We start from the raw sequence: 14022 nt of genomic DNA on the forward strand, positions 1-14022 counted from the left end.
GCGAATTTATTATTTCACTCTGTCCCCAATTAAAAAATGCTAAAAATTCTGAGGTTTTTAATTTTACTCTGACCCCTTTTGTTCTTATTGAAGATTTGGGTGCAGTGCACTATCCTTAAATCCTTACTCTCAAAGTGGTGGAGCACCGTTATGCATGCGCAAGGCCTATACGACCCAGCTAATGAACACGACGCCTGTGGTGTCGGTTTTATCGCCCATATCAAGGGCAAGAAAAACCATTCTATCGTTGAGCAGGGCTTGCTCATCCTGAAGAATCTCGACCACCGGGGTGCTGTCGGCGCCGATCCGCTTATGGGCGATGGCGCCGGTATTCTGATCCAGATTCCGGATCAGTACTACCGCGAAGAAATGTCCAAGCAAGGCGTCGAACTGCCGCCGCCAGGCGAATACGGCGTGGGCATGATCTTCCTGCCGAAGGAAAACGCTTCCCGCATCGCCTGTGAACAGGAAATCGAACGCTCGGTGCTGGCTGAAGGCCAGGTCGTGCTGGGCTGGCGCGATGTGCCGGTCGACATGGACATGCCGATGTCGCCGACCGTGCGTGAGAAAGAACCGGTCATCCGCCAGATCTTCATCGGCCGCGGTCCGGACATCATGGTGACCGATGCGCTGGAACGTAAACTGTACGTGATCCGCAAATCCTCCGGCCACGCCATCCAGGCGCTGAACCTGATCCACGGCAAGGAATTCTTCGTGCCGTCGATGTCTGCGCGCACCGTGGTCTATAAGGGCCTGCTGCTGGCCGACCAGGTCGGTGTCTATTACAAGGACCTGCAGGACCCGCGCTGTGTCTCCGCGCTGGCGCTGGTACATCAACGCTTCTCCACCAACACTTTCCCCGAGTGGCCGCTGGCCCACCCGTACCGCCTGATCGCCCATAACGGCGAAATCAACACCGTCAAGGGCAACTTCAACTGGATGCGCGCCCGCGAAGGCGTGATGCAGTCGGCCGTGCTGGGCGACGACCTGAAGAAACTATTCCCGCTGATCTATGAAGGCCAGTCCGACACCGCGTGTTTCGACAACGCGCTGGAATTGTTGCTGATGGCGGGCTATCCGCTGGCGCAAGCCATGATGATGATGGTGCCGGAAGCCTGGGAAAACCACACCCTGATGGACGACAACCGTCGCGCCTTCTACGAATACCATGCTGCGATGATGGAACCATGGGACGGCCCGGCCGCCCTGGCGTTTACCGACGGTCGCCACATCGGCGGCACGCTGGACCGTAACGGTCTGCGTCCTGCGCGCTACATCGTGACCGACGACGACCTGGTCGTGATGGCGTCCGAATCCGGCGTGTTGCCGATTCCTGAATCCAAGATCATCCAGAAATGGCGCCTGCAGCCGGGCAAGATGTTCCTGATCGACCTCGACGCCGGCCGCATCATCGACGACAAGGAGCTGAAGGACACTTACGCCAACGCCAAACCATACAAGCAATGGATTTCGTCGGTGCGCGTCAAGCTTGACGAACTGAAGGCCGAGCCGTTCGAATCCGGTTCGACCATTCCGCTGCTGGATCGCCAGCAGGTGTTCGGCTACACCCAGGAGGACGTCAAGTTCCTGATGGCGCCGATGGCCTCGGGCGGTGAAGAAGCGATCGGTTCCATGGGCAACGACTCGCCGCTGGCCGTCATGTCCAACAAGAACAAGACGCTCTACAACTACTTCAAGCAATTGTTCGCGCAAGTGACCAACCCGCCGATCGATCCGATCCGCGAAGCGATGGTCATGTCGCTGGTGTCCTTCATCGGCCCGCGTCCGAACCTGCTCGACACCAACAACATCAATCCGCCGATGCGTCTGGAAGTGTCGCAGCCGATCCTGAACTACGCCGACATCGCCAAGCTGCGCAACATCAGCGCGCACACCGGCGGCAAGTTCAAGTCGCACGAGCTGAACATCTGCTATCCGGTCGCCTGGGGCAAGGAAGGCATCGAAGCACGCCTGGCATCGCTGTGCGCCAAGGCGGTGGATGCGGTCAAGTCGGGCCACAACATCCTGATCATTTCTGACCGCAAGGTTGATTCCGAGCAGGTCGCGATTCCTGCGCTGCTGGCGACTTCCGCGATCCACTTGCACCTGGTGAGCAAGGGTTTGCGCACCTCGACCGGTCTGGTGGTCGACACCGGCTCCGCACGCGAAACGCATCACTTTGCACTGCTGGCAGGTTACGGCGCCGAAGCGATTCACCCGTACCTGGCAATGGACACCCTGACCGAAATGGCCAAGGGTCTGCCGGGTGATCTGTCGGGCGACAAGGCGATCTATAACTTCCAGAAGGCGATTGGCAAGGGCTTGCTGAAGGTCATGTCGAAGATGGGCATTTCGACTTATATGTCCTACTGCGGCGCGCAGATTTTCGAAGCCATCGGTCTGAACAAGGCGCTGGTCGACAAGTACTTCAAGGGCACTGCATCGAACGTCGAAGGTATCGGCGTGTTCGAAGTCGCTGAAGAAGCGCTGCGTCTGCACCGTGCTGCCTTCAGCAGCGATCCGGTGCTGGCCAATGCGCTGGACGCCGGCGGCGAATACGCCTTCCGCATCCGCGGTGAAGAGCACATGTGGACGCCGGATGCGATCGCCAAGCTGCAGCACTCGACCCGCGCGAACAACTTCAATTCGTACAAGGAATACGCGCAGATCATCAACGATCAGTCCAAGCGCCACATGACTTTGCGCGGTCTGTTCGAATTCAAGATCGATCCGTCGAAAGCGATCTCGATCGATGAAGTCGAGCCAGCCAAGGAAATCGTCAAGCGCTTCGCCACCGGTGCGATGTCGCTGGGTTCGATCTCGACCGAAGCACACGCCACGCTGGCGATTGCGATGAACCGCATTGGCGGCAAGTCCAACACCGGCGAAGGCGGTGAAGACGTCAATCGCTACCGCAACGAACTGAAGGGCATCCCGATCAAGCAGGGTGCCACCCTGGCATCGGAAATCGGCAAGGACGTCATCGAAGTCGACATCCCGCTGCAAGCCGGCGACTCGTTGCGTTCGCGTATCAAGCAGGTGGCATCCGGCCGTTTCGGCGTGTCGGCTGAATACCTGATCTCTGCCGATCAGATCCAGATCAAGATGGCGCAGGGCGCGAAGCCGGGCGAAGGCGGTCAGTTGCCAGGCCATAAGGTCACCGATTACATCGCGACCTTGCGCGTGTCGGTGCCGGGCGTTGGTCTGATTTCGCCGCCGCCGCACCATGACATCTATTCGATCGAAGATCTGGCGCAGCTGATCCACGATCTGAAGAACGTCAATCCGCGCGCGTCGATCTCGGTCAAGCTGGTGTCGGAAGTCGGCGTCGGCACGGTTGCCGCAGGTGTTGCCAAGGCCAAGTCAGATCACGTCGTGATCGCCGGCCATGACGGCGGCACCGGCGCATCGCCGCTGTCCTCGATCAAGCATGCCGGTTCGCCATGGGAACTCGGCCTGGCTGAAACCCAGCAAACGCTGGTGCTGAACGGTTTGCGTAACCGCATTCGCGTGCAGGCCGACGGCCAGATGAAGACCGGTCGCGACGTTGTCATCGGCGCACTGCTGGGCGCGGACGAATTCGGTTTCGCTACTGCACCGCTGGTCGTCGAAGGCTGCATCATGATGCGCAAGTGCCATCTGAACACTTGTCCGGTCGGCGTGGCGACTCAGGATCCTGTCCTGCGCGCCAAGTTCTCCGGCAAGCCTGAGCACGTGGTCAACTTCTTCTTCTTCATCGCGGAAGAAGCGCGTCAGATCATGGCGCAACTGGGTATCCGCACGTTCAATGAATTGATCGGCCGTTCTGATCTGCTGGACCGCACCAAGGCTATCCAGCATTGGAAGGCACAAGGTCTGGACTTCAGCAAGATCTTCTATCAGCCTGTCAGCGCAACACCATACTTCCACACCGAAAACCAAGACCACGGTCTGGACAAGGCACTGGATCACAAGCTGATTGCACAGGCACGCATCGCGCTGGACAAGGGCGAGAAGGTTTCCTTCATCTCGCCGATCCGCAACCTGAACCGCACCGTCGGCGCCATGTTGTCGGGTGAAGTGGCCAAGCGTTACGGCAACGAAGGTTTGCCGGATGACACCATCCATATCCAGCTGCAAGGTACTGCAGGTCAATCCGCAGGCGCGTTCCTGGCGCACGGCGTGACGCTGGATCTGGTCGGCGAAGGCAACGACTACGTCGGCAAGGGCTTGTCGGGCGGCCGCATCATCGTGCGTCCAAACACCGAGTTCCGCGGCCGCGCGGTCGACAACATGATCTCCGGTAACACCGTTCTGTACGGCGCGACAACCGGCGAAGCATTCATCAACGGTGTGGTCGGCGAGCGTTTCGCAGTGCGTAACTCCGGCGCGATTGCCGTTGTTGAAGGTACCGGCGACCACGGTTGCGAATACATGACCGGCGGCACCGTCGTCGTTCTGGGCGGCACCGGCCGTAACTTTGCAGCGGGTATGTCCGGCGGCATCGCTTACGTCTACGACGAGGCCGGCGACTTTGCTGGCAAGTGCAACATGGCCATGGTCGCGCTGGACAAGGTTCTGTCCGATACCGAGCAGGAAGCCTCCACCGACCGCGCTGTCTGGCACAGCCTGCAACGCGGCGGCAACGGCCAGACCGACGAAGTGATATTGCGTGGTCTGATCGAGCGTCACTTCAAGTACACCGGCAGCACGCGCGCGCGCTACCTGCTGGACAACTGGGCGGCATCGCGCGGCAAGTTCGTCAAGGTCTTCCCGACCGAGTACAAACGTGCACTGGGCGAACTGAATGCTGCCAAAGCGACGCCTAAGGACAAGGTTCCGGCATAAAGAACAAGCGCCGCAGCCAGTCTTAACGATCAATATCAATATACGCAAGGCTGACGATTTCCAAGTACAACAAATCGTCAGCCGCCTATCCTTAGCGAAGAATGTGAGTGGAAAATGGGTAAAGTAACCGGCTTTATGGAATATGAGCGCCTGAAAGAGGCGAGCGAAGCGCCGCAGTCGCGCATGAAGCATTACAAGGAATTCGTCCTGCATCTGGGCGACGCGGAAGCCAAGACGCAAGGCGCACGCTGCATGGATTGCGGCATCCCGTTCTGCAACAACGGCTGCCCGGTCAACAACATCATTCCCGACTGGAATGATCTGGTCTATCGCGGCGACTACAAGGAAGCGCTGGACACGCTGCACTCGACCAACAACTTCCCAGAATTCACCGGCCGTATCTGCCCGGCGCCATGCGAAGCGGCCTGCACGCTCGGCATCAACAGCGACGCTGTCGGCATCAAGTCGATCGAGCATTTCATCATCGACAAGGGCTGGGAAAACGGCTGGGTCACGCCGCAACCTGCCGCCGTCAAGACCAGCAAGAAAGTCGCCGTGGTGGGCTCCGGTCCTGCCGGGCTGGCCGCCGCACAACAACTGGCGCGCGCCGGCCATGACGTAACCGTGTTCGAAAAGAACGATCGCGTCGGCGGCCTGCTGCGTTACGGCATCCCCGACTTCAAGATGGAAAAGTCGCACATCGATCTGCGCGTCGAACAGATGCAAGCCGAAGGCGTCGTGTTCCGCACCAGCACCCTGGTGGGCAAGGATTTTCCTGCCAATATCACCAACTGGTCCAAGGAAACGGTTTCTCCTGACGACCTGAAGAAAGACTTCGACGCCGTCGTCATCGCCGGCGGTGCAGAGCTGCCACGCGACTTGCCGGTGCCGGGTCGTGAGCTGAAGGGCGTGCATTTCGCCATGGAATTCCTGCCGCTGCAAAACAAGGTCAACGCCGGCGACAAGCTCAAGGGCCAGATCATGGCGACCGACAAGCACGTGGTCGTGATCGGCGGCGGCGATACCGGTTCCGACTGCGTCGGTACTTCGAATCGCCATGGCGCCGCTTCGGTGGCCCAGTTCGAACTGATGCCGCAACCGCCGGAAACAGAAAACAAGCCGATGGTCTGGCCGTACTGGCCGACCAAGCTGCGCACCTCGTCGTCGCATGAAGAAGGTTGCGACCGCGATTGGGCCGTGGCGACCAAGCGCCTGGAAGGCAAGAACGGCAAGGTCGAAAAGCTGATCGCCGCGCGTGTCGAATGGAAGGACGGCAAGATGCAGGAAGTGCCGAATTCCGAATTCGAAATGAAGGCTGATCTGGTGCTGCTGGCGATGGGCTTCGTCTCACCGGTGCAGCAAGTACTGGAATCGTTCGGCGTCGACAAGGACCAACGCGGCAACGCCAAGGCCACAACCGATGGCGAAGGCTGCTACAAGACTTCAGTCGATAAGGTGTTTGCGGCAGGCGATATGCGTCGCGGCCAATCGCTGGTGGTCTGGGCGATTCGCGAAGGCCGTCAGTGCGCACGCGCAGTAGATGAGTTCCTGATGGGCTCGTCGGTGCTGCCACGCTGATACGACACTGTAAAAAGCAAATGTAGTAAAAAAGCCGGATTGACGAAAGTCTCTCCGGCTTTTTACTTTGCAGCTCAGGTACTGGAGCAGGGGGAGAGATGACCGAAATCAGCCTTGTGTCAGCCCGGATTCGTCTTGCTCAAGTACAATGGAATTTCACTTTTCAGACACGGCTTGTCGTCGCGATTATTGACGATTGTTGGCGATAACCGGCGATAACCGAAGAACAACATGACTACCCCGATTCGCTACAGCATCACCTCTAACGATTGCGCCACCCACGTGTTCGACGTCACCCTGACTGTTGATGCACCGGCGGCTGACGGCCAAGTATTTTCCTTGCCGGCGTGGATTCCCGGCAGTTACATGATTCGAGAATTCGCGCGTAACATCGTCCAGATCCGCGGCGAGGCCGGCGGCAAGAAAGTCGCACTGCGCAAGCTCGACAAACACACCTGGCGCGCCGCGCCGTGTACCGGTCCGCTGACGCTGAGCTATCAGGTCTATGCCTGGGATTTGTCGGTGCGCACTGCGCATCTGGATCAGACTCACGCTTTCTTCAACGGCACCAGCGTGTTTCTGCGCGTCGAAGGGCAGGAGCAATCGGAACACGTCGTCGACATCCGCCGTCCGGACGGCGACGCCTACAAGCGCTGGCGTGTGGCGACCTCCCTGCCGGAACTCAAGGCCAGACGTTATGGATTCGGTACCTATGTCGCGGGCGATTACGATGAACTGATCGATCATCCGGTTGAGCTTGGCGATTTTGCGCTGGCCACGTTCACGGCTCACGGCGTACCGCACGACATCGTGATCACCGGCAATGTGCCGAATCTGGACATGGCGCGCCTGTCCGCTGATCTCAAGAAAATCTGCGAAGCGCAGATCGCCTTCTTCGAACCGAAAAGCAAGCGTGCGCCGATGTCGCGTTATGTCTTCATGACCATGGTGGTCGGCGATGGTTACGGCGGACTGGAGCATCGCGCATCGACTGCGCTGATCTGCGCGCGCAGCGATTTGCCGGTAAAGGGCAAGGCAGAATCGACCGATGGCTACCGGACCTATCTCGGTTTGTGCAGCCATGAATATTTCCATACCTGGAACGTCAAGCGCATCAAACCTGCGATGTTCGCTCCCTACGATCTGCGGGAAGAGGGCTACACCTCGCTGCTGTGGCTGTTCGAGGGTTTCACCAGCTATTACGACGATCTGTTCCTGGTGCGCACCGGCCTGATCGATACGCCCGACTATCTGAAGATGCTGTCGAAGACTGCCAATGGCGTCTTGCGTGGCAGTGGCCGCCGCAAGCAGAGCGTGGCTGAATCGAGCTTCGATGCCTGGGTCAAATATTATCGCCAGGATGAAAACGCGCCGAACGCCATCGTCAGCTACTACACCAAGGGTTCACTCGTGGCGCTGGGACTCGACCTGACGATCCGCGCCGAAACCAATGGCCGCAAATCGCTGGACGATGTGATGCTGGCGTTGTGGCAGAAATACGGCCGCGATTTCTATAGCCGCAAAGGCGGCAAGGGCATCGGTGAAGACGAAGCCGAGGCTTTGTTCGAAGAAGTCAGCGGCGTGAAGTTGAAGCGCTTCTTCGACCGCTATATTCGCGGCACCGAAGACCTGCCGCTGGAGTCGTTGATGGCGCCGTTCGGCATCGCCTATGCGGACGTGCGCAAGGATGCCAGGCCGGGTATGAACGTTCGTGTGACGCGCGATGGCGGCGATGCCAAACTCGCCAATGTGTATGAGGGCGGGACAGGGCAGCGCGCCGGATTGTCTGCCGGTGATCGCCTGGTGGCGCTGGACGGTGTTCGTATTCCTCCTTCAGGCATGGATGGTTTGTTGGCACGCTATAGCGAGAACGACGTGGTCGACTTGCACGTATTCCGTCGCGATGAACTGATGTGTTTCAAGGTCAAGCTGAAGAACGACGGCGCGCCGCAAGTGACGCTGATAGCGCAAGACAAGCCGGCAGCCCTGGTGCGCAAGCGCAAGGCGTGGCTGGAGCGTTGATGCTGAATTGACGGCATCGGTGGCGACTCGCTGTCGATGCGGTGGCCAAAAATGCAGGCAATAAAAAACCCGCCGAAGCGGGTTTTTTATTTGATGCTGTAGCTATGCTGAATCGAAAATTACTTCGCTTCTGCGTCGCCTGCTGCAGGTGCTGCGCCTTCAGCTTCAACCTTGCCGGCTGGTACCGAAGCGGTAGCAACTGTCAGGTTTTCTTGCGAAACAGCAGTCACGCCGTTTGGCAATTGCAGATCAGCCAAGTGGATCGAGTGACCGACTTCCAGCTTCGACAGGTCGACGGAAACGAATTCCGGCAGATCCTTAGGCAAGCAGGAGATGTCCAGTTCGCTCATGACGTGGCTGATGATGCCCGACGACAGCTTGACTGCTGGCGAGACTTCAGCGTTCACGAAGTGCAGTGGCACCTTGACGTGGATCTTTTGCGATGCATCGACGCGTTGGAAGTCAACGTGCAGAACCAGTTGCTTGTATGCGTGGACTTGGAAGTCGCGCAGCAGAACTTGTTCAACCTTGCCGTCGATTTCCAGATCCAGGATCGACGAGTGGAACGCTTCTTTCTTCAACGCATGGTACAGCGCGTTGTGGTCCAGAGCGATGTTCAGTGGTGCAGCTGTACCGCCGTAGACGATAGCTGGTGTTTGACCAGCATTGCGCAGGCGGCGGCTCGCTCCGGTCCCCTGCTCTTTGCGTGGAAATGCGATTACTTTCATTTTGAAGCTCCAATGGTTGCGAAACCTTCGTTTCGCGTTAAAAATCCCCCGCGACCAGGGGATTCAAGGATCTCTTCATTTTCATGAAGAGATTAAAACCGAATCTCTAAACTTATTCTGCAAACAGCGACATCACCGAGTCGCCCTTGCTGATGCGCTTGAACGTCTCAGCCAGCAGGCTGGCGCAAGTCAGTTGGCGAATCTTGCCGCAGGCCTTGGCGGCGTCCGACAGAGGAATGGTGTCGGTGACTACCAGTTCGTCCAGAGGCGAATTTGCGATGCGATCCAGCGCCGGGCCGGACAAAACAGGGTGCGTACAATAAGCGACAACTTTCTTGGCGCCGCGCTCTTTCAATACTTCAGCAGCCTTGGTCAGCGTGCCGGCGGTATCGACCATGTCATCCATGATCACGCAGTTGCGGCCTTCGACTTCACCGATGATGTTCATGACTTCCGACACATTTGCCTTCGGACGGCGTTTGTCGATGATCGCCAGATCGCAGCCGAGGCGCTTTGCCAAGGCGCGGGCGCGCACCACACCGCCGACGTCAGGCGACACGACCAGCAGGTCGTCGTAGTTCTTGCTCACCAGATCGCCCAGCAAAATCGGCGATGCATAGATATTGTCGACCGGAATGTCGAAGAAGCCCTGAATCTGGTCAGCGTGCAAATCCATGATCAGGACGCGTTCAACGCCGGCTTCCTGCAGCATGTTGGCGACGACCTTGGCCGAAATTGCAACACGGGCGGAACGCGGACGGCGGTCCTGGCGGGCATAGCCATAGTACGGGATCGCAGCAGTGATACGGCCGGCCGAAGCACGCTTCAACGCATCAACCATGATCATGATTTCCATCAGGTTGTCGTTGGTCGGTGCGCAGGTCGACTGCAGCACGAAAACGTCTTTACCGCGAACGTTTTCGTTGATCTCGACCATGACTTCACCGTCGGAGAACTTCGAAACATTGGCCTTGCCCAACGGGATACCTAATTTTTCGACGACGCCTTGCGCCAGTTCTGGATTGGCGCTGCCGGTAAAAACCATCAGGTTTTCGTATGCCATATGGGTATCCCTGAATGCAATCGTTTAAAAGTCGAAAAGCCGACAATGCTTGACTGTACAGTCTTGCGTTGGCGGCTTATCTCTTTGGCTTCTTTTTTCTTTATCAGGCGATGTAAAACTGCCCAAATTTAATGGCAGGGGAACAAGGATTCGAACCTTGGAATGCTGGAATCAAAATCCAGTGCCTTAACCAGCTTGGCGATTCCCCTACGCAATCTGCTGTTTGCCGCCGAACTGACTACACTTTTAACATCGCGTGCAATTCGTCGTCAAACCAATTCTTGGTCACGAACTTACTAAATGGGCGAGAGGATGTTCCTGCATCGCTTGGGCTTTCCAGGCTATCCATTTCGAAGGTACTTGTTTCAGCACTTCGTCGGCTTGATGTTCATGTTCAAAAGAACAAAACACACAAGCGCCGGATCCTGTCATCCTTGCGTTTCCAAATGCCTTGAGCCACTTGATGGCTTCAGCGACAGGAGGAAACTGCTTGGCAGCCACCACTTCTAAGTCGTTTTTTCCGAAGTCGCTATCGAGAAGATTATGCGCTTCAGGAAAGTCCGTTATTCTGACGACTTTTGTATCCCTTGTCAATTCTTCTGACGAAAAAATTATCGCGGTTGGCACAGATACCCCCGGTTCGATCACCACGAACCAGCGGCTGGCGGTTTCCAGAGCGATCAGGTCCTCACCGACACCCTCGGCAAATGCATTACGGCCAAACAAGAAGAAGGGAACATCTGCTCCCAGCTGCAGCCCCAGAGCCATCAATTGAGTGCGAGTCAGTCCGGTTTGCCACAAATGATTCAACACCATCAGCGTGGTGGCCGCATCGGACGAGCCGCCACCAAGGCCGCCGCCCATGGGAAGTTGCTTGTGGACGGTGATATCGGCGCCGAGATGCGGTTTACCACCCGCGTTTTGCAGCAAGCGGGCGGCGCGCACTACCAAGTCGGTCTCTTCCGGCACGCCAGGTACGTCATTGATCCGGTGAATGCAGCCGTCGCCGCGCACGGCGAAATCCAGCGTGTCGCTGCGGTCCAGCAGCTGAAATACCGTTTGCAGCAGATGGTAGCCGTCCGCGCGACGACCGGTCACGTGCAGAAACAGGTTCAGTTTTGCCGGCGCGGGGCAGTTGGACAGGCTTGCTTGCATGAATTGGTGCGAAGAATCGTTGGTGTTGCAGTGGCGGGTTCCAGTCAGTTGTTGGCGCCCGGTCGCTCAATTAATTGTCTTGTGAATTACCTGATGAGGCTTAGTGGGCCTGCCAGTTATCGATCACGATACGGATCGACACCGGCCCGGCCTGTTTGGTCTCGCGCGCCAGATCGATGCGTTTGGGACGATTCTGAGCCGTTTTGGCAGCTTCATCCTGCCATTCGCCGTAACTCAGGTTCCAGCCGTCGCGGGTGGTGAAACGCACCGTGTCGCGCGAGGGCTGAGCCACGAAGGGCTTGCCGTCGGCACCGCGTCCGAAACCTTGCAGCCAGTCGCGCAAGCCGGAAACCGGCAATGGCCAGCCCAGTGCCTGGGCCGTAAGGACATCGACATCTGCGGCAGATAATGGCGGCTTGCCCGATTGCGTCAGGACGGCAACTCCCGGTTTGATATCGATGGTCGCCAGCGTCTGGCCGAGCGGCGACAGCAGGCTGAGGACGATATGGCGCGCGCTCTGGTTCCAGGTGAAGCTGCCGTGGACGGCCTGATCGCGGCCGTCTTGCTCGTAACGGATCGACAGGCGACCGCTGAGATCGATAGCGTCGCTGTAGCGGCGTTCGGCGGCAGGGCCGTTATCCGCGCTTTCAGGCGGCGCAACGGTGGCGCAGCCGGCTGCCAGCATGACCAGGCATGCCGCGGCACCGTGTTTCAACAAATTAATCGTCATATTCAGACTAACTGCCGGCGGATCAGAGCTGAACCTTGAGGCGGTCCAGGGTGCTCTTCAGCACGTCGTTTTTCGGATCCTTGCTTTGCGCTTCGCGCCACAGCTTCCTGGCTTCGTCCTGTTTGCCGCGTGCCCACAGGATTTCGCCGAGATGAATGCCGATTTCAGGATCAGGGCGCAGGCCGTAGGCGCGGCGCAGTTCTTTCTCGGCCTCGTCCAGGTTACCCATGCGGAATTCGGCCCAGCCCAGGCTGTCGGCGATGAATGGGTCTTCCGGCGCCAGTTCCACCGCCTTCTTGATCAGCGTGACGGCTTCCGGCAGGCGGATGTTGCGGTCTGCCAGCGAATAACCCAGCGCATTGTAGGCATGCTGGTTGTTCGGGGCCAGTGCGATGATCTTGCGCAGCGAGGTTTCCATGTCCTGGTAATTGCCGGTCTTGTCGGTCACCATCGCATAGTCGTACAGCAGATCGGTGCTGTCCGGGAAGCGTTTCAGGCCTGCCGACAATACGTCTGATGCATCTTTATAGCGTTCGCTGTCGCGCAGGATCTGAGCTTCGCCCTGGATCAGCTGCAGCAGTTCGCGATCGTTGCCTGCATCCGATTGCGCCTGTTGCAGCACTTTGCGGGCGCCGTCGATGTCGCCACTCTTGGCCATCAACTGCGCGCGACGGATTTGCACGGCGTTATACGATTCGCCCGGCTCGACTTGTTCCAGATATTTCAGCGCAGTCGGGATGTCGTTGCGTTCTTCGGCGATTTGCGACAGCAGCAGCAAGGCTTGCGTCGGATCGCGTTCGTCTTCCGGCTGAGCTGCGAGGACTTCCAGATAACGCTTCAGGTAGGTTTCGCCTTCGGTCAGATGATTGGTCTGCACGTTCAGGATGCCCAGCGCGTACAGCGTCGTCAGGTCGTCCTTGTCGTCCTTGAGCAAGGTCTGGAACTGGCTGCGCGCCTGTTCGAACTGTTTTTGCTCAACCAGTCCGCGCGCATAGGCGACGCGCACTTCGCGTGAATCAGGATATTTCTTGAGGAAGTCGGATACCAGCTTCATCGCCTCGTTGCCGTCCGGCGTGACTTGCGCCAGCGTCAGGATTGCCAGTTCGGAATCGGGCTTGATCTTCAGCGCTTGTCTGGCTTCGTCACGCGCGCGATCGCCGTCGCGATTGGAATAAGCGCCTTGCGCCAGGGCGACATGGGTTTCGAGCAGGGTCGGATAGGGCGCCACGATATCTTGCAGGATGGTGTAAGCGCCGGCCTTGTCTTTGGCGCGCATCAGCAGACGCTGGATTTGCAGAATCATCGGACCGCGCGCCTGCGGATCGGCTTCCGCCAGGCGTTGCGCCATCAGCGGCTGGATTTCCGAAATATTGTCGCCCAACATGATCAGGCCCAGATAGTTCTGCAGGGCTTCATCCGAATGCGGCGCCAGTTCGGTCCACAGACGCACGGCAGCCAGCGCTTCGTTGGGATGACGTGCCGCCAGCGCCATTTCAGCTGCGCGCTTTGCCAGGCGAGGATCGCGGGTTTGCTGCGCAGCGCCCAGCAGGGTGACATAGGCTGCTTGCCATTGACCGCGCTGGAAGGCGATTTCGGAGCTCATGATCCGGAACAGGACTTCGTCGCTCAGTTCAGGCGTCGGCAGTGCGTCTTCCGGCTGCTGCGCCTTGGCCTTGGCTTGTCCCTTGCGGACTGGCGTAGCTTTGACCAGGGTTTGTTTCTTGCCGGTCGCGGCTGAGGTCGTATCGGTCTCGCTGGGTTGCTGCAGGCTTGCACACGCGGAGAGCATGACGGAGAGCGTTACAATGGCGAGAGGTTTTTTCAAGGGAAATCCTGAGTAATTTGCAAATGAGCCGACAAATGAACGGGCAAATATTAATTTTACGCTCAACAGCGTGCTTCTTGGTGTAAGCGAGTGT

General features: G+C 58.2%; 8 protein-coding genes and 1 tRNA gene. 3 read left to right on the forward strand and 6 right to left on the reverse strand.

Annotated elements, in window-relative coordinates; translation table 11 throughout:
• Positions 1-150 precede the first annotated feature (150 nt).
• From AC1RN6_RS08890 to AC1RN6_RS08900, 3 genes are all read left to right on the forward strand, one after another.
• Complete coding sequence (locus AC1RN6_RS08890; RefSeq protein WP_493004662.1) at positions 151-4827, forward strand: glutamate synthase-related protein; 4677 nt, start codon at positions 151-153, stop codon at positions 4825-4827.
• A gap of 114 nt (positions 4828-4941) precedes the next feature.
• A complete protein-coding gene (locus tag AC1RN6_RS08895; RefSeq protein WP_493004664.1) occupies positions 4942-6405 on the forward strand; it encodes a glutamate synthase subunit beta in 1464 nt (487 codons plus the stop codon).
• A gap of 231 nt (positions 6406-6636) precedes the next feature.
• Positions 6637-8427 (forward strand): M61 family metallopeptidase, encoded by a 1791-nt coding sequence (locus AC1RN6_RS08900; protein ID WP_493004665.1) that lies wholly within the window; start codon positions 6637-6639, stop codon positions 8425-8427.
• A gap of 119 nt (positions 8428-8546) precedes the next feature.
• Here AC1RN6_RS08900 and AC1RN6_RS08905 read toward each other — a convergent pair whose 3' ends face one another.
• From AC1RN6_RS08905 to AC1RN6_RS08930, 6 genes are all read right to left on the reverse strand, one after another.
• Positions 8547-9155 carry a 50S ribosomal protein L25/general stress protein Ctc gene (locus AC1RN6_RS08905; protein WP_493004667.1) on the reverse strand — a complete coding sequence of 203 codons (609 nt, stop codon included), beginning with the start codon at positions 9153-9155 and terminating at the stop codon, positions 8547-8549.
• 112 nt (positions 9156-9267) lie between these two features.
• A complete protein-coding gene (locus tag AC1RN6_RS08910; protein WP_007880734.1) occupies positions 9268-10218 on the reverse strand; it encodes a ribose-phosphate pyrophosphokinase in 951 nt (316 codons plus the stop codon).
• 132 nt (positions 10219-10350) lie between these two features.
• A tRNA-Gln gene (locus AC1RN6_RS08915) sits at positions 10351-10427 on the reverse strand.
• A 76-nt stretch (positions 10428-10503) separates the two neighbouring features.
• Positions 10504-11373: a 4-(cytidine 5'-diphospho)-2-C-methyl-D-erythritol kinase gene (ispE, locus tag AC1RN6_RS08920; RefSeq protein WP_493004669.1), complete on the reverse strand. Its 870-nt coding sequence runs from the start codon at positions 11371-11373 to the stop codon at positions 10504-10506.
• Between the two features lie 100 nt (positions 11374-11473).
• On the reverse strand, positions 11474-12103 hold the full coding sequence (locus tag AC1RN6_RS08925) for an outer membrane lipoprotein LolB (protein ID WP_493004671.1): 630 nt from the start codon (positions 12101-12103) through the stop codon (positions 11474-11476).
• Between the two features lie 22 nt (positions 12104-12125).
• A complete protein-coding gene (locus AC1RN6_RS08930; RefSeq protein WP_493004673.1) occupies positions 12126-13928 on the reverse strand; it encodes a tetratricopeptide repeat protein in 1803 nt (600 codons plus the stop codon).
• Positions 13929-14022: the final 94 nt, after the last annotated feature.

The sequence above is a fragment of the Herbaspirillum sp. GW822-FHT03A08 genome, assembly GCF_058801885.1.